Here is a 20,390-nt window from a genome sequence, read left to right as displayed (position 1 = left end):
CATGGTCATGGTGAGCATCAACTGCATCACTTACAATCACGAGAAATACATCGCTCAGGCGATTGAAGGCTTTTTGTCACAGCGCACGAACTTCGAGGTCGAGATTCTCATCCATGATGACGCCTCGACAGATCGGACGGCAGATATCATCCGTGAATATGAACAGAAATATCCTGAAACATTCAACGTCATCTATCAGACGGAGAATCAATATTCAAAAGGCGTGTTCATCGCCCGGTTGAACGAGGAGCGGGCACGCGGCAAATATATCGCGGTTTGTGAGGGCGATGATTACTGGACCGACCCGTACAAATTGCAAAAGCAAGTCGACTATATGGAAGCCCATCCGGACTGTACGCTTTGTTTCCACGATGCGTACGTTGAGACAGGTGGGAAGCTCCACACGAATTGGCACGTCATTCCATGGATGTCGGAAAATCGAAAGTTCGCTTCATCCGTGCCCCGGACGTATGATGCCGGAGAATTACAGTTACTCGGGTTCGTTCCGACGATGTCCATGTTGTATGTGAACGATTTCCGTGACGCCCCACGATGGCTCGAGGAGACGCCGGCGCGAGATGCATCGATTCGCTTGTATATCACGAGCAGGGGATATGCCTACTACATGCCGGAAGTGATGAGTGTATATCGCTACGAGGTCGAGGGGTCGGCGACGACCATTTGGAACGAAGGAGATGTCGAACGTGACGTGAAGCGACATGAGGAGTTCATTCGGTTTATCAACTTATTTGATGCCTATACCGATGGGAAATATCATCAGGAGCTGGAGTTGTCTCGGATTTCCTTTGAAGTGGGGCTCCACCGATTGAAGGGAGAGTATGATGCGTTACGTTCTACTCGGTATGACGCGTATCTGAATCGATTCGTCGGAATCGATCGAATCCGACCTTACCTGATGATCAAGCAGCCACATTTAACGGAGTGGCTGATTAGAATACGAAATCGGGCATTCGCTTAAACGAAAGGAAAAGGGGCGATTTCACCATGAGTGGTTCAAATGTAGAAACAGATGCCATCATTCCCGTCACGCGACCGAGTATGCCGGATTTTGATACGTATGTCGAGATGATTCGTCCCCTTTGGGAATCGCGTCACTTGAGCAACCGTGGCGAGCATGTGCGAGCATTAGAAGAAGAGTTAGAGCAGCGTCTCCACGTCCCGCACGTCTCATTATTGACGAACGGTCATCTGGCCCTCGAAACGGCGATTGACGTGCTCGGATTGACGGGTGAGGTCATCACGACGCCGTTCACGTTCGCCTCGACGACGCATGCGCTCATCCGAAAACAAATCACCCCTGTCTTCTGTGACATCAACCCGGTCGACTATACGATTGACGTCGACAAAATCGAGGCGCTGATCACGGAACGGACGACGGCCATCCTCCCCGTTCATGTGTATGGGAACGTATGTGACGTGGAGGCGATTGAACAAGTCGCGAAACACCATGGGCTCCATGTCCTCTACGATGCGGCGCACGCGTTCGGTGTCCGGCACGACGGGCGCGATGTCTCGACGTTCGGCGATATGACGATGTTCAGCTTTCATGCGACGAAAGTGTTTCATACGATTGAAGGTGGGGCGCTCACGTTCCGGGATGCCCGTTACATCGAGGCGATTCATCAAGCCGTCAACTTTGGAATCACCGGACCAGAATCCGTCGAATCGGTCGGGGGCAACGCCAAGATGAACGAGTTTCAGGCAGCGATGGGACGTTGCAACCTCCCACGAATCGATATCGACATTGAAAAGCGGAAACGTCTGGTCGAGCGATACGATACCCGTTTAAGGGACGCTTCGTTTCTTCGCTTGAACCTCCGGAATGAACGAACCGAGTCCAACTATGCGTACTATCCGGTTCTCGTCACGCCAGGGAGAGAGGCACGCGATGACATGATGGCATACTTAGCGCAGCATGGGATTCTCGCCCGGAAGTACTTCTATCCGCTCGTGACCGATTTTTCCTGCTACGCATTCGACGCATCCGTACCGAACGCCACGTACGTCTCGGATCGGGTGATCACGTTACCTCTGTATCCGGACATGACAATGGAGATGGTCGACCGCATTTGTGACGTAATCCTTGAAGGAGGGAATGAACGATGAAAGGGATCATTCTAGCGGGTGGGAACGGGACGCGTCTCTACCCGATGACGAAAGCAGTCTCGAAACAGCTATTGCCGATCTACGACAAGCCCCTCATCTATTATCCGATGTCGGTGTTGATGCTCGCCGGCATCAAGGAGATTTTATTGATCTCGACCCCGAAAGACATCTCCGGGTATGAGCGACTGTTCGGTGACGGGCATCAACTCGGAATCTCGATTACGTACCAAGTACAAGAGCGTCCGGTCGGTCTCGCGGATGCTTTCATCTTAGGAGAATCGTTCATCGGGGACGACTCCGTTTGCCTCATCTTAGGGGATAACGTCTTCTATGGTCCGAACTTGACGCGCTTTTTACTGGATGCGAAAGAGCGGCAGTCAGGCGCGACGGTGTTCGGGTATCCGGTAAAGGACCCACGGGCATTCGGTGTCGTCGAGTTCGATGCGGACCGTCGTGTCTTGTCCATCGAAGAGAAACCGGCGGTCCCCAAATCCAATTATGCGGTACCGGGGCTCTACTTTTATGACAATCAGGTCGTCGAGTTCGCGAAACAAGTAAAGCCGTCCCCGCGCGGTGAGCTTGAGATCACGTCGATCAATCAAATGTATTTGGAACGAGGCGAGTTGAACGTCGTCTTGTTCGGTCGCGGGATGGCATGGCTCGATACCGGGACGCCAGAGGGGATGATCAAAGCCTCCATCTTCGTACAGACGGTACAGGAACGGCAAGGCTATTATATCGCATGTCTGGAGGAGATTGCGTGGCGTCGTGGGTTCATCACGCGAGAGCAATTGGCCGACATCGGTCAGACGCTCAAGATGACCGATTACGGACAGTATTTGATATCGCTTCTAGAGGAAGGAGAACAGACCAATGCATACGATCCTAGTGACTGGCGGAGCCGGGTTCATCGGTTCAAATTTCATAAAACACTTTCGGGAGAAACATCCAACGTCACGAATCCTTAACGTCGACGCTTTGACCTATGCCGGCAATTTAGAGAACGTACAGGCGTTCGAGCACGACCCGCTCTACGTGTTTCGGAAAGTAGACATCCGTGACCGTCCAGCGATTGATGAACTGTTCTCTCTCTTTGAGATTGACGAAGTCGTTCATTTTGCGGCGGAATCGCATGTCGACCGAAGTATTCTTGAGCCGGAGTTGTTCCTCTCGACGAATATCTTGGGTACACAAGTGTTGCTCGATGTGGCCATGCGGCATTGGAAACGGTACCCGGATGACAAATACAGTCGAGACTATCGAGACAATGTCTGTTTCGTCCATGTCTCGACGGATGAGGTGTATGGGTCGCTAGGGGAGTCAGGGTTCTTTACAGAAGAGACCCCCCTCGCCCCGAACAGTCCTTATTCTGCCTCGAAGGCCGGGTCTGATTTGCTCGTTCGTTCCTATCATAAGACGTACGGCTTACCGATTAAGATCACCCGTTGCAGCAACAATTATGGTCCGTATCAATTCCCCGAGAAACTGATTCCGCTCATGGTGCACCATTGTATGACCGATCAACTACTCCCAGTATATGGGGACGGAGGACATATCCGAGATTGGTTACATGTACAGGACCACTGTGAAGCGATTGATCTCGTTCGGCAAAAGGGACAGGTCGGAGAAGTCTATAACATCGGCGGACATAACGAGAAGACGAACCTCGAGCTCGTCCGAACGATTTTACAGGCTTTTGACTTACCCGATGACCGCATCCAATTCGTGACGGATCGCCCTGGTCACGACCGTCGTTATGCCATTGACGCGACGAAAATGAAAGACGAACTCGGGTGGGTGCCACGCTACAGTTTTGAACATGGAATCGAAGAGACGATTGAATGGTACCGATCACATCCGGAATGGGTCGAGCGCATCGTTTCGGGAGCGTACAAAACCTATTATCAAGACATGTACTCTTCCTAAATCGGAGCCGTTCTATCATCTCGGGAAAGGAGGGAATCGACATGGTGATGGTCAGCATCGACTGCATCACGTATAACCACGAACCGTACATCGCCAAAACGATTGAAGGATTTTTGATGCAGGAAACAGATTTTGAATTTGAAATCCTCATTCATGAGGATGCCTCAACGGATCGGACGGCAGACATCGTGCGTAAGTATGAAGAACAGCACCCAAACCTCATTCGGGTCATCTATCAAACGGAAAACCAATATTCTCAAGGTGTGCTGGTGAATCTGTTGAACGAAGAGAGGTCGCGTGGCAAGTACATCGCGCTTTGTGACGGGGATGACTATTGGACCGACCCACATAAATTGCAGAAACAAGTCGACTATATGGAAGCCCACCCGGACTGTACACTCTGTTTTCATGATGCGTATGTCGAAACGGACGATACACTCCATACCGGATGGCACGTCATCCCATGGATGCCTGAAAACAGAAAGTATGCCTCGACGGAGCCGCGGACCTATCATGCCGGGGAGTTACAGCTACTCGGCTTCATTCCAACGATGTCCATGCTGTACCGAAATGGACTGACAGACCATCTGTTAGATTGGATCGGCGATACGCCCGCATTCGATGGCGCGCTCAAACTTCACGTCGCAAGCCAAGGTTACGCCTACTACATGCCTGAGGTGATGAGCGTATATCGATTCGGTGTGTCCGGGTCGGTCACCACGAAGTGGCGTCAACGAAACAGGGAGCGCGACATCGAGCGGATCGAGGCGTTCATCCGAATGATGGATGCGTTCGATTCCTATACGAATGGCAGATTTCATCAAGAAATCGAAATCTCTCGCTTATCGTTCGAGGTCGGGTTGCATCGACTCCGACGAGATTTTCAAGCGCTGAAGTCACCTCGGTATGATCAATATGTGGAGCGATTTGTCGGTAGAGAGCGGCTACGTCCCTACTTGATGGTGCGGCATCCAATCTTGATGGAGTGGTTGATTCGCATGCGCTCGCTCCAGCTCGGTTAAAGGAGGCGGCTCAAATGAAATTAGGAATCATGCAGCCGTACTACTTCCCATACCTCGGCTATATTCAATTGATGAACGCGGTGGACCAGTTCGTTATTTTGGACCATGTGCAATTTGCGAAACGAGGATGGATTCATCGAAACCGTATTTTGGTCGAGGGACACATCAAACCAATCCATCTGAAAATCGATCATATGACACAACATCGTACGATCCGTGAGCATGAGCGGATTCTCGATCCAGTTCATGAGACTTATCAACTGCGCTTATTGCACCATGCGTATCAACGCGCACCAAGTTATGCCGACGTCATGCCGATGGTTGAACGAATCATTCAAAATGAGGAACGCAATGTCGCCACTTATCTAGAAACGTTATTGACGGAAGTGCGTGACTATCTCGAGATGGATACGGAGTTATTGGTCGCCTCTTCGCTCGACTACGACAAGTCGCTGAAGTGTGAACAATTGGTACTCGAGATTTGTCATCATTTGCGTACATCGCATTACATCAATGCGATTGGAGGACAGGAACTTTATGACAAACAGCGTTTCGCGGAATCCGGGGTGCCGCTTGATTTTATCCAAATGAATGCTGTGGAATATGCTCAATTTGGTCATCCGTTCACGCCCAACTTGTCCATCATCGATGTCTTGATGTTCAATTCGAAGACGAAAATGCGTGAACTACTCGATGCCTATACGCTCGTCTAATGGGGCGAGATAGATGCCGCAACAATTAGGGGAAAGGGGACGAACACGTTGAATACATCATTTGAATGGACCAATCGACGTCTTTTCTTCAGCCCTCAACGAGACGCATCACTCGACTGGATGGATGCGTTCGCACAAGGACCTTGTGTGTTGGAACGCGATACCTATTTACGAATCTACTTCAGTTGTCGACCGAAACCGATCGATGGACGATACGTCAGTCACAGCGGGTATGTGGATGTCGCAAAAGAGGATTTCTCGATTCTTCGAGTGAGTGAACGACCGATACTGGAGCTCGGTGCACGTGGGACGTTCGACGAGTTTGGTGTCTATCCGTTCTCGGCGATTGAGGTTGGGGATGAGGTGCACGCCTATTACGGGGGCTGGACGCGTACTGTGTCCGTTCCGTTTAATGTGAATATCGGAAAAGCCATCAGTCGAGACGGCGGACGTTCGTTTGAGCGTGTCGGTCCAGGACCAATCCTATCGTATACACTCGATGAACCGTTCATCTTGAGCGGTCCGAAGATTCGGCGTTTCCATGACACGTGGGTCTTGTTCTATATCGCCGGACGAGAGTGGATCATGGATGGCGAACGTCCTGAACCGGTGTATAAGATTCGGCTGGCCACGTCGAAGGACGGGGTCACTTGGGTGAAGGCGGGACGCGACTTAATCGAAAGCGTACTTCCGAATGAAGCGCAGGCTAGTCCGGACGTCTTTTATGAGGATGGACGCTATCATATGTTTTTCTGTTACCGAGATGCGACCGATTATCGGAAGAATCCAGAGCGGACTTATCGAATCGGATATGCCTCTTCTCCGGATTTCCTCCATTGGACGCGTGACGATTCGGTCATGAGATTCTCGCGGACAGAATCGGGATTCGATGACGAGATGGTCGCCTACCCCCACACGTTCACGTTGAACGGGAAACGGTATTTACTCTATTTGGGGAATGAAGTCGGACGAGAAGGGTTCGGCATCGCGGAGCGCAAGGAGGGAGCGAGATGAAGTGGAAAAAACTCGGACACATCTTCGACCCGGCGCCGTATGGATTTTTCGGGGAGTATTCCTCGTTCGCCCAGTCCCCTCAGGCGCTCGTCTTCGGGGATTTTGTGCGCATCTATTTCTCGACCCGTGAACCGGACGGTGACATGTTCAAGAGCCACGTCCGATATGTGGACATGACACGTGATTTCAACGTCATCGACGTGTCCACAGATGAGATCATCCCACTTGGAAAACGGGGGACATTCGACGAACACGGGATCTTCCCATTCCACGTCACGCGGACGCGTGATGGGCTTTATGGCTATACGAGTGGCTGGAGCCGTCGAGACTCTGTGTCGGTCGAAACGGGGATTGGTCTCACTGTCAGTCGGAACGAGGGAGAGACGTTCGAACGGCTCGGCGACGGACCGATATTATCGGCGAGCATTGAGGAACCGTTTCTCGTCGGCGACCCCTTTGTGGTCACACGGGAACAATGCTATATGTATTACATTTACGGGACGACATGGAAAGAGGGGCCGGATGGCGTCCAGGAACGGACCTATAAGATTGCGCTCGCCACGTCAGAAGATGGACAGACGTTCAAGCGTCACGGAAGAATCGTTTCGGATACGATCGCGGACGAGAGTCAGGCGCTTCCGACCGTGTTCGAAGCGCACGGACGCTACCATATGATTTTTTGTTTTCGAGACACCTTTGGCTTTCGGACCGACCCGTTACGCGGATATCGATTAGGTTACGCCTATTCGGAAAATCTGTTTGACTGGACGCGTGATGATACGGCACTCGGATTCGAGCGAAGTTCCGACGGATGGGATGCGGACATGGAATGTTACCCGCACGTCTTCGAGTGGGACGGTCGGCACTACCTCCTTTATAACGGGAACGAGTTTGGGCGACATGGGTTTGGTGTCGCAATCTTGGAGGATGTATGATGACTCGCGACCAAGGGACGGTTTCTGATTATGTGGCGCATCTTGAAGCGTGTGATCATCTGTTCCCGACCAAGCTGTCGGAGCGGGTAGAGTTAGAGCCATACGCTTTGAAGCTGCACGAACGGGCGACGTCGTATGAAATCTGGAACGACGGGCGTCTCGTCGGGCTAATCGCAGCTTACATGGATACGGACATCGTCTTCATCAGCCATATTTGCGTGTTGCCGGAAGCGCCGTCCGGTAGTGGGCACGCCTTACTGGAAGCATTATGCGAAGAAGCGATCCAGACGAACAAACGGAAGATTCACTTGCACGTCGAAGCGACGAACGAACGAGCGATTGCCTTCTACATGCGACACGGCTTCCTCGAGCTCAATCGAATTGACGATGTGCTCGTCATGGAGAGCGTGTTATGAAACGTATCTCTCTCGTATTTCAGAATAAGAAAGTTAAATACAAACCGAAGCTGATCCTCGTCCATCGTATGAGGATTTTTTGATGAATGCAGGAATCTGATAAGCTTTATCGAATACGACAAAAAGAAAAAGCGCCTGACCGAGGTCAAACACTTTTCTTGAGCTCTCGTTTCCGGTCGCGTTGTACTTTCCAAATCACAGATCCAACGATGATCAGGATTGGCGCGATGACCCATGGACGGGCTTCGAGAATCGAGACGAGTTCAAAAATGGAGAGCCATCCGCTCACCATGATCAAGACTAGCAAAAAGGTTTTCAGTCCCCCCCGGACCGGAAGCCAAAAATAAACGAACAATGTCACTAAGAAGAAAGCGATTAAGCCCATGCGGTTTGTCCTTTCACCCATCATTTTGACTCATTATAGCAAAGAACATCGAGAGAGTGTTAGAAGCTTCACTTCTTCGGCGTGTTTCGGTACGCTTATAAAAGATGATTGAAGGAGGAACTGATGTGAAATTTGGAATTATTGGTTTAGGATACGTTGGATTGGCTACACTTTGTGGTTTGGCAAAAGCCGGTCATCACGTCATCGGGGTTGAAGCGGACGAAGAGAAGCTACGTCTTCTCATGAGTGGACACCCGCCATTCCATGAACCAGGCATGGCAGAGGTGTTGCAAGAGCACGCCGACCAGATCACCCTGACAAGCCGAATCGCGGATACGGAGCAGGTCGACTATTTGATTCTTGCGGTCGGGACACCGAGCAAGTCTGATGGAAGCTGTGACTTATCTTATATCGAAGCAGTCTTGTCGGAACTGAACACGAAGCATAAAATCGTTATTCGTAGCTCGGTCCCACCCGGCACGACCGATTTACTGAACATCATGTATCCCTCTCATACGTTTGCGATTGTACCTGAATTTTTACAAGAAGGACGCGCGCTCGCAGACGTCATGAAACCACACCGTGTCGTCATCGGGTGTGTAAACCTCGAAGTCGCAGAAGAGTTGGCAGGAATCTACGGACGCCTTGGCGTTCCGCTCATCTGTACGACACCGATCAATGCAGAACTCATCAAATACGCCTCGAACGCCTTTTTGGCCACGAAAATCAGCTTCATGAACGACTTGTCGCGTCTAGCCGATCAAGCTGGCGCTGACATTTCGACGATTGCGGACGGAATGGGACTCGATCCGCGAATTGGGCGTTCGTTCTTGAACGCGGGCATCGGGTACGGAGGTTCGTGCTTCCCGAAAGACATGAACGCACTCCTACACGTCGCGAGTGAAAACGAGATCGACCTACGTGTCATCCGGGCGGCGACGAAAGTGAATGAGACGCAAATCGAGTACGTGCTCTCAAAATTGAACGTTGAACCGAACATGCGTGTGGCTATCCTTGGTTTGGCATTCAAACCAGGAACAGACGATATGCGAGATGCCCCATCGATTCTACTCGCTCACCACATGGTGGCCCGTAACGTGGACGTCATCGGGTATGATCCGATTGCGACGTGGGACTATCCACAAGCGACGACGGTCGAAGAGGCGCTGAAGGGAGCCGATTATGCCATTCTCGTCACAGAATGGGATGAGATCGTGAACTTGGCACCGGATGCTTTCAACGGCATGCGCCAGCGTCGATTGATCGATGCACGAAACGCATGGAAGTTTGCACGCGATCCGGGCGATGTGTCATACGAAGGAATCGGACGGATGCAACGTCCGTCGAACACACCGACTTCAAACTAAAACTGTTCAGGACCGCTCATATAGGCGGTCCTGTTTTTGCGAGACGTGAATCTTTTGTAGCAGTCATGACGTATAGAAAGAAGAGGAGGCGAGGCATATGTGGATTCTCATTCTAGCGGCAGGAATCGTCATCGCGTTAGGCTTCGCGGTTGACAGGCTCGGTTGGTATCACTTGATCTCTGGATACAATACAATGTCGAAAGAGAAACAGGAGCGGGTCGACATCAAAAAAGTGGCGCGACTGATTGCCTGGATGTGTTACGGGATTAGTGCGCTTTTTCTCATCATTGCGCTCATCGAACTGTCTGGTTGGAACGTTCCGCTCGAACCGTTCTTTCTCGCCCTGATGGTATTCATTGTCGGGATGCTTTGGCGGATGCAGCGCTATGACGGTAACATCTACGATGGAGCGGGGCGCTTGAGACCAGATGGGAAAAAACGTCTCATTCCGATCATCATCGTCTCTGTCGTCTTACTCGTCGGTGTGCCGGCGCTCATGTTTTGGTTCAGTCAACCGACTGAGGTGATCGTGACGGATGAAGCGATCGTGATTGAAGGCAGTTATGGTCGTGAGGTCCCGTTTGATGAAGTGGAAGACGTGACATGGACGACATTGCCGGATATCGCGCGTCGAACGAACGGAGCAGATACGGGAACACGTCTGACCGGACATTTTCGGACGGAAGCAGGGGAGGATGTGCTCCTCTTTATCGACCGTGATGTCGAGCCGGTGATCCGACTCGATTGGTCAGACAAAACAATCTATCTCAATCAGTCTTCGTTTAAAGAAACGAGGCAGTTATATGAGGACATTCGTTCACGCTGAAAAAAGGGACACTCAATGCGAGTGTCCCTTTTTGTTGACCCATGATTCGAATGAGACTGCGTCCAGGGCGGGTGAGAAGTAGAAGCCCTGTCCGAGTTCGACCCCTTCACGAAGCATGCGTGACAGGTCGCTTTCGGTCTCAATCCCTTCGGCGAGAGCGGTTAGTTGTTGCTCGTTCGCAAAGCGAGAGACGGCACGTAAGAAGGAAGTACTTTCTTTCGCCTTTCCACTCACATACATCCGGTCAATTTTCACTTCTTGAATCGGTAGGTGCCAAATCGCTTCGAATGAGGCGTATCCGGTCCCGAAGTCGTCGATTGATAGGCAATAGCCGAGGTCGGAGATGTCTTCTAATCGTTCGAGTTCACTCGCATACGACATGATATCCGAGGACTCCGTCAATTCAATCTTCAATCGGTCAGGTAGCCACGGGTATACCTCAATCGAATCCCGGAGCTTCGCTACGATGGAAGGGTCGACCGAATGGGCCGACAAGTTGAACGACAAGGAGATGTCTTCAAATGAAGTTCCTTGCCATGCGACGAGCTGGGCAATCGTCTGATCGAGAATATTATGTGAGAGCCATAAGATTTGATCGGAACGTTCCGCGATGCGAATGAACTCGTTCGGTGGGATGACTCCGATGTCAGGATGTGTCCAACGAGCGAGCACTTCCGCGCCGACGACGCGACCGGTTTTCAATTCGACTTGCGGTTGATACGCGACCGTCAATTCTCCTTTTCGGATGGCGTCCGGAAGCGCTTGTTCAATCAGTGCGGCGAGTTGCATCTGGGCTAAAATTTCCGAGTCATACCAAACCGAAGGGGTACGTGTCTCTTTGGCGTGCTGTAACGCCTTCATCGCCTTGAACAGACAATCGTTGTAAGTCGATTCCGTCTCAGTTGCCCCGATTTGAATATGCACATTTTGACGTTTATGGTTGATTGTCACTTCTGTCGGGAAGAGCTCCAACAGCTCGTGCTCATCCTCGTACGAGAAGCCTTTGACATACAGCATAAACGTGTCGTCTCGGTATCGACCGAAGAGATGTTGGGCATATTTCGAAAGACGGGACTCGACGGCTCGCGCAAACTCAATCATGAGCAGATCAGCATACGCAGGGTCGTACCAATCAACGAGATGATGATAGTCATGAATCCGGATAAGGACAAATGCACCGTCAATCTCTTGCTTTTCCCACTTGCGAATAAAGCCATATTCATTATAGAGGTTGGTCGCCAAGTCGAAACGGACGAGACGGTCGACCTTCCGTTCCCGTTCGACCCGGTCTGTCTCATCTTCGACGATGAGGTAATACGTCAACTTTTCCTCACGCTTGAGCGGCGTCAGTTTCACATTCAGATAACGGAGATGTTCCCCTTTCAGATGAATGATGAACTGGGCACTCGTCCCATGTTCAGTCACACCATCGAGCGCTTGCTCGAACAAGCGGCGACCCGTCTCGGTGAACAATTGATTAATCTCATATAAGTTCCGATCACCGAAAAACTGCCGAAACATCTCGTTGCGCTCAATTAAATTATACGAGTCATCCATCAGTGCGATGGCGAGTCCCGTCTCAGAGAAGAGGGACGACCAACGTTCATGATAGCGCACGAGATCTTGCGAACGATTTTCAAGTTCATGAACGGTCGAATGGACACTCGTGGCAATCTCGCGTAACTCGTCCTCGATCCCTCGGAAATCATGTGTTTTCGGAAACATCGCTTCGACAGGTTCTAGGCTAGGGTCGATGGCGAGTGCGCGTGCCTTGAGATGCGCCAAATCGTGATTGTAACGATTGCGTGTATAGTAGAGTAGAAATAGGAGTCCGAGAGATAAGAGCAACGTCACCACGAATGAAGTGGTGGCTAAGACTTGATAATGCTTACTTTCTTCTTGAAGCATCGTCTCAGAACTCGAACGGATGGAACGAAGGGCACCATAGGCGTCCTCGTAGACATTCGTTGAATTGACGTAACGAGCTTCTAGAGACGCCTCGCGATTCGCCATATTCGCAAAGGACTGCCCGCTTTCCGCCACGTCGATGACCGCTTTCGACTGCAGTGTCTCATTCGATTCAATGATGGTTTGAACAAGTTTTGCTTCGCCGACAATCATATCCACGGTGTTTGTGAGTTGATCTGCATCAATCGGGTTACGGAAGAGGGCTTCACGATTCCGCATAAGAATCGATTGCATTCGCATGATGGCATCAGTCAGTTCGTATGCCGCATTCGATTGATTCGTTTGCTCGAGTGCTTGATATAGCCATCGTCGATTGATGGAACTGATGACATCGGTTGGGACCGCCTCGAACTGTTCTGCCTCGAGAATTTGATTCAACTCATTTGAGAACGTCTGGAGCGTCTCCCGTTCCCGTTCGTTCACACCGTCCTCAAAGTCGTTCAATAAACGCTCATTGTATTGGAGTGCCCGTTCTTTGTACGGTGTGGAGAGGAAGGATGTCGTCTGATTCGACTGCTCCTCATACCGGGTCGCCGCCTCGAACAGAGACACGTATGCTTCGACACCAGCTAGGTCTGCCGCTTGATTCAAATTCGTAATCGTCTGGTCGATGGCTTCTTGTTTTTCATGCCAATAAAAACTCGTGCCAAGTCCAAACAACAGGACACCGATGAGACAAGCAATCGCGAGCACCATCGTGTAGGTACGGTATGGAATTTTTGCAAAACGGGGTTGGCCCATCCGGCACCTCCTTTTTTCCTTCATCATACTTCCGAATTCGGGTCAGGCGATAAAAATCCTGCAAAACGAAAGAAAAACCCGACTTTTGTCGGGTTTTTTAACGTGACCAAAGTCACGGTCGTTTATAACCGATTAAGCGTGACTGCCAATACGGTTCTTTACTGATTTGGTTATATCCTAATCCGGATGAACCGGCATGGATGAACGTATCGGAATTGATCATGATACCCATGTGCGATGGCCCGGCGGTATATGTGTTTTCGAAGAAGACGAGGTCACCGGCCTGCGGGACGAATGACTTGGGCAATTGAGGTCCGAAATAAGCACCACCCCAATAATTAGCCACGTTTGTCCGTGGGATGCTGACGCCGGATTGATTGAATACATAATAGATGAGTCCTGAGCAATCGAATCCACCATTTGCCGGGCTTGATGATGCCCATACGTACGGTGTGCCGACGAAGCGTTTTGCCACATCGATGGTCGAAAGCCTAGTAGCTTGGGCACTTTGCCCTTTGATTTCAGTGACGGCTGATTTTGCGACGAATCCTGATGCGAGACGATAGTGGGTCGATGTCTCTCCGATCACGTTCAAGAGTTCTCCCCGAAGTGTCGAGCCGACCGTGCTACTCGACTCGTTCGCCTGTGATCGAATCGATGTCGGATAGTACGTATAATATGAATTCGAATCATAAGAACCTTCAACCCAAGACGGGCCGTCTGCCGAACCTTTCGGAACGGTTTTCACATAAGCCGAGGCGACAAATCCTACCGTATTCCCGTAATAGATTTGAAGCCAGCCTTTTGACGACTGGACGACGCGCAACGTCTGTCCTGCTTTGACACTCCCGATGATGGTCGCGCTCGTCGATGCGCTCGAACGTACGTTCAAGGACGGTGTGTTGACGATATAATCGACAGCCGCATTACCAGCACCGGCATCGCCTTCGTTCGGAGCCGGGTTGCTCGGTGTCGTGGACGTCTGCTTCAAGTAACCGGCGCTCACGTATCCGGACTTCCCATTATACGTGACATAGTACCAGCTGCCCGACTGTTTCGTCGCTTTGACGACGGTTCCGTTCGGGATGGTCGTGACGAGCGGATAACCGACGCCTGCACCTTGTCGAACGTTCAAGTTTGCCGTCGTAGTGAATTGTTGATTGATCGATTGTCCTGTACTCGGTGTTGTCGGTGTCGCCGCTCCTGATGTCGTTAAATATGTATTGGCGACATATCCTGTTTTCGACCCGTACTTCACTTTCGACCATGACCCTTCGACAGATAAGACGGTCACGGTTTTGCCTTTTGGAATCGTGAGCAATACGGTCGTCTTCGTAGACTTCGACGAACGCAGATTCAAGTTGGCTTTCGTTTGAGCTGTAGTCGAGCTCGGTGTGACCGTTGTTGGTTTGTCGGTACTGTTAGACATAGATGCCTTTTGCAAATAGTCGTTATGCACCCATCCGGTCTGTCCGCCGTAACTGACTTTTGTCCATGAACCGTTTGATTGAATCGACGTGAGCGTCGTACCTTTTGGAATCGTCAAGAGGACGCGATGCCATGTTCCGCCCGCGACGCGCATGTTCAATGCGTGTGTCGTCGTGACGCGGTTCGTACTCGCCGTGGTTAACGAGGAACCACCTGTCGCAGCAGAGGGACTGCCTGTGAGCTTTAGTTTTTGACCGATGCGAATGCTATCGGAAGAGAGACCGTTCAACGATTTAATCGTCGCAACGGACACATCATAGGACCGACTGATCGACCATAACGTATCACCCGAACGCACCGTATGTGTGCTCGCCGCTGCTGCTTCGTCTGCGTGGGCAAGCACGCTGACCGCTGCAAGTGCCGCGAATGAATAGGTGAGACCAGACTTTGGATTCATAGCGTCACATCCTTTCAAAGAGTGAGAACGAAACAATTCAACAAGTGAAACAATACAAGTTCATTGTACGGTGAGAGGAAAAGGACAATCAATGGGACAAAGGGTCAATTCACACCACTTTCTTAAAAAGGAGGTCAATAATTTATAAATGGGAATAAATTCAAATTTTGTTTATTTAAAAACGAAGCAAGCATTGACTCTCTGTTGAATTTTGGAAAACGCTGTATCGGATGATTCATGCTATCATTAGGTCAAATTTAAATGGGTGAGGTAGCAGACTGATGATCGAGAACAACTTTTCAAACCGAGTATATCGTAAACATCAAGAGAAACTGTTCGCGCTCGTACGGATGCCGATTGTAACGGAAGAAACGGTGCAGGAGGCAATTCTGTATATGTGTGAGATTGTCGCCGATATGTTGGCAGTCGATACAGTCTCGATTTGGCATTTTGATACATCGCATCGATCTATTTCATGTCAAGTCGCTTATTCTCACGAATCAGGGACACATCATCCGAAGTTGGCGGTCCATCGTGAACTCGCGCCTGACTATTTTGATGCGCTTCAAACAGAGCGAATCCTTTCGTTTGAGGATGTTCGCAGTCATCCATGGGTGAAGGACTTGTACAAAGAGTACTTCGTAGAAGGAAAGCGTGTGTACTCCATGCTAGATGCTCCGATTTATGCAAACAATCGTGCCACAGGTGTGATTTGTTGCGAGACGTTTCTGCCTCGGGAGTGGAACTATCTTGAGGAATTGATTGTGAGTACACTTGCGGATTTTATTGCCATCCTGTACTTCCGGCTTGACCGGCAGCTTGTGGATGAACGGATTCATCAGTTAGCCTACACGGACGAACTGACAGGTTTGATGAACAAATATGCATTTGTCGAGGAAGTCGATCAATTACGTCAACAAGCGAGAGGGTTTTTAGGAGCAGTTTTATATATTCGAGCAGACGATTTTCGGTCTATTGAGGATGCGATTGGAACCGAAACATCGAATTTGATCGTGAAAGAAATGGCGAAACGACTGCGAGCAGTAATCGATGAATCTAGGATGGCACGTACCTCGCAATCGGGATTTGTCATTTGGGTACCTTACGGGGAACGGAGGAAAATACGTTCGTTTGCAGAACATTTATGCGAGCAAGTGACGCGTGCGCCATATCGAGTCAATGAATTGGACGTTGTACTGACGACGAGCGCATTCATCTCCATTGAACATGAAAGTCGATCTACTTTGGATATGATTCATACAACACGTGTCGTTGCAGGTCAATCAGATGAGAAACGTGGGGTCATCAAGTTTTTTGAAGAGGCCATGGCGCAAGAAGCATCTGAGAGACTCTTGTTAGAGATGAATTTACGTACTGGTGTGATATCAGGTCAGTTTGAACTGTATTTCCAACCGAAAGTGAATGCTTCCTCAGGTAAACTGAAAGGGTTTGAAGGGTTGATGCGCTGGAATCACCCAGAGCGAGGTCTCGTGCCGCCGCTCGACTTCATTCCGCTTGCCGAATCAACGGGTGTCATCATCGACTTAGAGGAATGGGCGTTCGTGACGGCTTGTCGCCAACTCAAACGTTGGCATGAACGGGGAGACCGGTATGAACTCGCCCTCAATTTATCGGCGCGTCACTTCTTATCCGAAGGGGTCGTCGAAAAGTTTGCCCAAATCGCACGGGAAGAAGGGGTCAGTACGAGTTATTTGACCTTAGAAATCACGGAAAGCGTCGGGATGGAGAACCAGAAGCACGTCATCGATCGTTTTGTTGCATTCCGAGAAGAAGGTTTTTCCATCTCGATTGACGACTTCGGGACAGGGTTCTCGGCGTTCGTCTACTTGAAGCATTATCCGATTCATGAGATAAAAATCGATCGCCAGTTCATTCAAGTGACCGAGAATGACCCGACCGGCAACGTCATCGTCGAATCGATTGTCGATTTGGCACGTGGCTTGAATTTGAAGACGGTGTGCGAAGGTGTCGAGACGCTTGAACAATGGAACGCGTTACGCGAACTCGGCTGTGACGAGATGCAAGGATATTATTTCTCTAGACCGTTACCGCTTGAAGAACTTGAAGAATGGATTGTTGACTATACGACACAGAAAAGGGACGCCTGAGCGTCCCTTTTAGAATTGTATATATCAATATCTTTCACTCTTATAACTTACCTAAAGTTTAGATTGGGGACTCAAATACATATGAATAGCTCAACGCCACAACAGTCAACTCATGAAATTACTTTTTTTAGCCAATTCAAGAATTATATCTTGTTAGGGTTATTGGGAATTTTCTTGGGATGCTTAGATCAATATGCGAGTAGTTCCCCTTTGATTGATTTTGATACTACACTTGAGTTTTGGCTATTCCTAGTGACATTAGTAGCTGTGTTTAGCAAGTCACGATTAAACGCTTCCATTCATTCGATTATTTTGCTTGTTTCCACAGTTTTAGCTTATTACCTAATGTTCTATTTGAACTTAGGATTCTTACCTTATCAACTATTTGGAATATGGCTAACTATCGCAGTCCTATCCTCTGTCTATGCGTTAATCATTTGGAATGCCGGTAAAAGAGGGATAGGCGCCGCTATTCTAGGTTCAATACCTACTGCCTTTCTATTCAACCAAGGCTACTATTTTCTTCCAGATCTCTTATTTAATACTGAAGCAGCTCAAGTACGTATTCACTACTTTGGTATCGATATTCAAAGTGGATTTAATCTTGTGACTGCGGTTGTGCTTTATTCAATATTTTTTAAGATAACAGAACGTCGAATCATTTTAACTGTTTCTACGGTTATCATATTCTTCATTTTTAAAGAAACTGGCATCCTGTCGTTTCTGCCTTTTTAAATATAAAAAGAAAAGCATCTACTTTATTCGCGTTGAAATGAAGTAGGTGCTTTTTGTCTATAGTCTGCAAAGGACGCCTGAGCGTCCCTTTTGCTATGGCATGAATGTGATTCGAATTGTGGTGCCGTGTCCCGGTGCACTGTCGACTTCTATTTTCCCGCCGTGGGCTTCGATGATGTCCCGTGAGATGGCCATGCCGAGACCACTCCCGCGTGCGTCGTCTGTATTCGTGCCTCGGTAATAGCGTTCAAAGATATAAGGCAATTCGGATTCTGCAATCCCATTTCCATCATCTCCAATCGTCACGACGTCACCCTCGATGTGGACCGTCACGTGCACCGAATCGTCATTATGGAGAAGAGCATTATACAAGAAGTTGAGCAAGGCTCGCTTCATAAAGTGACGATCGAGCGAGACGGTCGCTGCTTGAGTCGCCTCAAACTCGATGTGACGCTCCCCAAAGCGAGAATCGTTCAACACGTCGATGACGAGCTCACGAACGAACGGCTCGAGGTTTGTCTCTTCGAGCGTAAGTGGGAAATCGCCGTGTTGCAGACGCATCGTCAAATTGAAATCGTCGAGCAGTTCCTTCATATACTTAGCCTGTCGTTCAATCACATGTACGTATTGTCTGTGCTCGGTGTCATCTAACGAATCATCATCAAGTAGTTCGGCGTAGCCTTGGATGGAGGCGAGCGGGGTCTTCAGGTCGTGCGATACGTTGCTCATCCACTCTTTTCGACGTTCTTCGAGTTCTTCGCGCTGACGTTCATACGTTTTAAGTGTCTGTGAGACGGCATTCAAGTCATAGAAAACAGGACGGTAAATCCCTGACTGCTTCGGTTCGGTAGTCGAAAAATCACGTTGCTTCAGCTGTTGAATCCGTTCGGTCAAGCGATATACAGGGCGCGTCAATCGTGAACTGAACAATAAACCGATCAAGGCGGCGACAAGTAAATCGACAACTAGAATCCAGAAGAACGCCTTCGTGATATACGAAAGGACTGCCTGTTCGTCTAACATAAAGAGCACCCGACGCTCATTTGCCTCCGGCACACCGATGAGATAGCTGTACGATTCATACTCCCCGATGAAGTAGAGTCGGAGGTCATCATCCATATATTTATACATTTGAATCAATTCGATTGGAGAATAGGCGTCTGGTAATCCACTCGGGGCGTCGACCTCGCTGACGACACGTCCCGTCTCATCTAAAAAGCGGACGAATGCACCCGTTTGGCGAAGAGCTTCCCGCCCGGCTTCTGACACAACGGGTTCACCGTCCTCAAGCGATACATAGGTGCTGAAGTTTCGGGTGAAGGTCTCCCCGGCGTTGCTCTCGACATCATCAAGTCCCGTTCGGTCATTGATAAGGAGGCCGAATAAGATTGTAATGTTCAAGAAGACGACGAGCGCGACAATAAGGAGAATCGACAACAAATAGCGACCGGTCAGTTTCCATTTCATCATGATCGCTCCTTACACCGTCAACCGATAGCCAAGTCCCTTGACCGTCTTGATATATGTCGGATCAGATGGATTCGGTTCGACTTTTTCACGGAGACGTCGGATGTGTACCATGACCGTGTTGTCGGATCCGAAGAATGACTCACCCCACACTTGCGTGAAGAGCGTCTCCTTGCTGAGAATCCGGTTCGGGTTTCGTAAAAAGCAGGCGAGAAGACCGACTTCTTTAGCCGTCAACTCCAATCGTTCCCCGTTCACATACACTTCCGTCTCGTCTTCATTCATTTGAAAGGGGCCGACGGTCGTCGTCTCGGGCATTGGTGCTTCCATCATTGAAACCCGTCGGAGCTGAGCCTTTACACGGAATGCCACTTCTTTTGGACTGAACGGCTTCGTGATGTAGTCATCTCCACCGATGGCGAGACCGAGCAGTTTATCGACCTCTTCCGATTTGGCAGAGAGAAAGAGGATCGGGATGTTGGACTGCGCTCGCATCTGTTGGCAGAGCTGATAGCCTTCTCCGTCCGGTAACATGACGTCTAAGATCGCCAAGTGAGGGCGGAACGTCTCGAAGACATCAAATCCGTCTTTCAATGTGTGAGCGGTCCGAATCTCATGAAATCCTTCTTTTTCAAGCGCGCGTTGAATCAATATACATAAATCTTGTTCATCATCCACGATGAGAATCCGTGGCTGTTCCATCGTCATCACCTCTTTCTAAGCATATCACGTAA

The 20,390-nt window shown here is 49.7% G+C and carries 18 protein-coding genes; 13 read left to right on the top strand and 5 right to left on the bottom strand.

Annotation, left to right across the window (positions count from 1 at the left end; translation table 11 throughout):
* Position 1 precedes the first annotated feature (1 nt).
* The 9 genes from GVY43_RS08545 to GVY43_RS08505 are packed head-to-tail and all read left to right on the top strand — an operon-like array spanning position 2 to position 8,153.
* Entirely contained in the window at positions 2–979 is a 978-nt protein-coding gene (locus tag GVY43_RS08545) for a glycosyltransferase (protein ID WP_159562889.1), read from the top strand.
* A gap of 26 nt (positions 980–1,005) precedes the next feature.
* Positions 1,006–2,127 carry a DegT/DnrJ/EryC1/StrS aminotransferase family protein gene (locus tag GVY43_RS08540; RefSeq protein ID WP_159562888.1) on the top strand — a complete coding sequence of 374 codons (1,122 nt, stop codon included), beginning with the start codon at positions 1,006–1,008 and terminating at the stop codon, positions 2,125–2,127.
* On the top strand, positions 2,124–3,095 hold the full coding sequence (gene rfbA, locus GVY43_RS08535; RefSeq protein ID WP_159562887.1) for a glucose-1-phosphate thymidylyltransferase RfbA: 972 nt from the start codon (positions 2,124–2,126) through the stop codon (positions 3,093–3,095). The genes GVY43_RS08540 and rfbA overlap by 4 nt, the downstream gene beginning before the upstream one ends.
* Positions 3,001–4,053, top strand: a complete 1,053-nt coding sequence (gene rfbB / locus GVY43_RS08530; RefSeq protein WP_159562886.1) for a dTDP-glucose 4,6-dehydratase — start codon at positions 3,001–3,003, stop codon at positions 4,051–4,053. The genes rfbA and rfbB overlap by 95 nt, the downstream gene beginning before the upstream one ends.
* 41 nt (positions 4,054–4,094) lie before the next feature.
* A complete protein-coding gene (locus tag GVY43_RS08525; RefSeq protein ID WP_159562885.1) occupies positions 4,095–5,075 on the top strand; it encodes a glycosyltransferase in 981 nt (326 codons plus the stop codon).
* Between the two features lie 14 nt (positions 5,076–5,089).
* Positions 5,090–5,788: a WbqC family protein gene (locus GVY43_RS08520; protein ID WP_159562884.1), complete on the top strand. Its 699-nt coding sequence runs from the start codon at positions 5,090–5,092 to the stop codon at positions 5,786–5,788.
* Positions 5,789–5,836: 48 nt separating this feature from the next.
* Entirely contained in the window at positions 5,837–6,802 is a 966-nt protein-coding gene (locus GVY43_RS08515) for a glycosylase (protein ID WP_159562883.1), read from the top strand.
* Positions 6,799–7,737 (top strand): hypothetical protein, encoded by a 939-nt coding sequence (locus tag GVY43_RS08510; protein ID WP_159562882.1) that lies wholly within the window; start codon positions 6,799–6,801, stop codon positions 7,735–7,737. The genes GVY43_RS08515 and GVY43_RS08510 overlap by 4 nt, the downstream gene beginning before the upstream one ends.
* On the top strand, positions 7,737–8,153 hold the full coding sequence (locus GVY43_RS08505) for an N-acetyltransferase (protein WP_159562881.1): 417 nt from the start codon (positions 7,737–7,739) through the stop codon (positions 8,151–8,153). The genes GVY43_RS08510 and GVY43_RS08505 overlap by 1 nt, the downstream gene beginning before the upstream one ends.
* A 145-nt stretch (positions 8,154–8,298) precedes the next feature.
* On the opposite strand, the gene GVY43_RS08500 is transcribed toward GVY43_RS08505, so the two are convergent.
* Entirely contained in the window at positions 8,299–8,559 is a 261-nt protein-coding gene (locus tag GVY43_RS08500; protein ID WP_031422447.1) for a hypothetical protein, read from the bottom strand.
* A gap of 104 nt (positions 8,560–8,663) precedes the next feature.
* On the opposite strand from GVY43_RS08500, the gene GVY43_RS08495 reads away from it, so the two are divergent.
* Positions 8,664–9,905, top strand: a complete 1,242-nt coding sequence (locus tag GVY43_RS08495; RefSeq protein ID WP_159562880.1) for a UDP-glucose/GDP-mannose dehydrogenase family protein — start codon at positions 8,664–8,666, stop codon at positions 9,903–9,905.
* A gap of 97 nt (positions 9,906–10,002) precedes the next feature.
* A complete protein-coding gene (locus tag GVY43_RS08490; RefSeq protein ID WP_159562879.1) occupies positions 10,003–10,731 on the top strand; it encodes a DUF3784 domain-containing protein in 729 nt (242 codons plus the stop codon).
* Positions 10,732–10,743: 12 nt separating this feature from the next.
* Here GVY43_RS08490 and GVY43_RS08485 read toward each other — a convergent pair whose 3' ends face one another.
* Together GVY43_RS08485 and GVY43_RS08480 are read right to left on the bottom strand one after the other, a co-directional pair.
* The gene (locus GVY43_RS08485) at positions 10,744–13,440 is read right to left on the bottom strand and encodes an EAL domain-containing protein (protein ID WP_159562878.1); all 2,697 of its coding nucleotides are present in this window, start codon (positions 13,438–13,440) and stop codon (positions 10,744–10,746) included.
* A gap of 112 nt (positions 13,441–13,552) precedes the next feature.
* A complete protein-coding gene (locus GVY43_RS08480; RefSeq protein ID WP_159562877.1) occupies positions 13,553–15,325 on the bottom strand; it encodes a C40 family peptidase in 1,773 nt (590 codons plus the stop codon).
* Between the two features lie 281 nt (positions 15,326–15,606).
* Here GVY43_RS08480 and GVY43_RS08475 point away from each other — a divergent pair, with 281 nt between their 5' ends.
* Both GVY43_RS08475 and GVY43_RS08470 read left to right on the top strand, forming a co-directional pair.
* On the top strand, positions 15,607–17,454 hold the full coding sequence (locus tag GVY43_RS08475; protein WP_159562876.1) for a GGDEF and EAL domain-containing protein: 1,848 nt from the start codon (positions 15,607–15,609) through the stop codon (positions 17,452–17,454).
* Positions 17,455–17,535: 81 nt separating this feature from the next.
* The gene (locus GVY43_RS08470) at positions 17,536–18,189 is read left to right on the top strand and encodes a hypothetical protein (RefSeq protein ID WP_159562875.1); all 654 of its coding nucleotides are present in this window, start codon (positions 17,536–17,538) and stop codon (positions 18,187–18,189) included.
* Positions 18,190–18,282: 93 nt separating this feature from the next.
* On the opposite strand, the gene GVY43_RS08465 is transcribed toward GVY43_RS08470, so the two are convergent.
* On the bottom strand, positions 18,283–19,656 hold the full coding sequence (locus tag GVY43_RS08465; protein ID WP_306462364.1) for a HAMP domain-containing sensor histidine kinase: 1,374 nt from the start codon (positions 19,654–19,656) through the stop codon (positions 18,283–18,285).
* A gap of 12 nt (positions 19,657–19,668) precedes the next feature.
* The gene (locus GVY43_RS08460; protein ID WP_074035939.1) at positions 19,669–20,358 is read right to left on the bottom strand and encodes a response regulator transcription factor; all 690 of its coding nucleotides are present in this window, start codon (positions 20,356–20,358) and stop codon (positions 19,669–19,671) included.
* Between the last annotated feature and the right edge of the window lie 32 nt (positions 20,359–20,390).

This window comes from Exiguobacterium sp. 8H (assembly GCF_902506255.1).
GTDB classification, from domain to species: Bacteria; Bacillota; Bacilli; order Exiguobacteriales; family Exiguobacteriaceae; genus Exiguobacterium; species Exiguobacterium profundum.
The sequence above is the reverse complement of the archived record's forward strand: the minus strand, read 5'-3'. Positions and strand labels throughout refer to the sequence as shown.

Excerpts from the sequence above, each read along its gene's own strand:
- GVY43_RS08475 (WP_159562876.1), top strand. The coding sequence starts at position 15,607 with ATGATCGAGAACAACTTTTCAAACCGAGTATATCGTAAACATCAAGAG.
- GVY43_RS08545 (WP_159562889.1), top strand. The coding sequence starts at position 2 with ATGGTCATGGTGAGCATCAACTGCATCACTTACAATCACGAGAAATAC.
- GVY43_RS08470 (WP_159562875.1), top strand. The coding sequence starts at position 17,536 with ATGAATAGCTCAACGCCACAACAGTCAACTCATGAAATTACTTTTTTT.
- GVY43_RS08500 (WP_031422447.1), bottom strand. The coding sequence starts at position 8,559 with ATGGGTGAAAGGACAAACCGCATGGGCTTAATCGCTTTCTTCTTAGTG.
- rfbB (WP_159562886.1), top strand. The coding sequence starts at position 3,001 with ATGCATACGATCCTAGTGACTGGCGGAGCCGGGTTCATCGGTTCAAAT.
- GVY43_RS08505 (WP_159562881.1), top strand. The coding sequence starts at position 7,737 with ATGACTCGCGACCAAGGGACGGTTTCTGATTATGTGGCGCATCTTGAA.
- GVY43_RS08540 (WP_159562888.1), top strand. The coding sequence starts at position 1,006 with ATGAGTGGTTCAAATGTAGAAACAGATGCCATCATTCCCGTCACGCGA.
- GVY43_RS08480 (WP_159562877.1), bottom strand. The coding sequence starts at position 15,325 with ATGAATCCAAAGTCTGGTCTCACCTATTCATTCGCGGCACTTGCAGCG.
- GVY43_RS08490 (WP_159562879.1), top strand. The coding sequence starts at position 10,003 with ATGTGGATTCTCATTCTAGCGGCAGGAATCGTCATCGCGTTAGGCTTC.
- GVY43_RS08465 (WP_306462364.1), bottom strand. The coding sequence starts at position 19,656 with ATGAAATGGAAACTGACCGGTCGCTATTTGTTGTCGATTCTCCTTATT.
- GVY43_RS08460 (WP_074035939.1), bottom strand. The coding sequence starts at position 20,358 with ATGGAACAGCCACGGATTCTCATCGTGGATGATGAACAAGATTTATGT.
- GVY43_RS08485 (WP_159562878.1), bottom strand. The coding sequence starts at position 13,440 with ATGGGCCAACCCCGTTTTGCAAAAATTCCATACCGTACCTACACGATG.
- GVY43_RS08520 (WP_159562884.1), top strand. The coding sequence starts at position 5,090 with ATGAAATTAGGAATCATGCAGCCGTACTACTTCCCATACCTCGGCTAT.
- rfbA (WP_159562887.1), top strand. The coding sequence starts at position 2,124 with ATGAAAGGGATCATTCTAGCGGGTGGGAACGGGACGCGTCTCTACCCG.
- GVY43_RS08525 (WP_159562885.1), top strand. The coding sequence starts at position 4,095 with ATGGTGATGGTCAGCATCGACTGCATCACGTATAACCACGAACCGTAC.
- GVY43_RS08510 (WP_159562882.1), top strand. The coding sequence starts at position 6,799 with ATGAAGTGGAAAAAACTCGGACACATCTTCGACCCGGCGCCGTATGGA.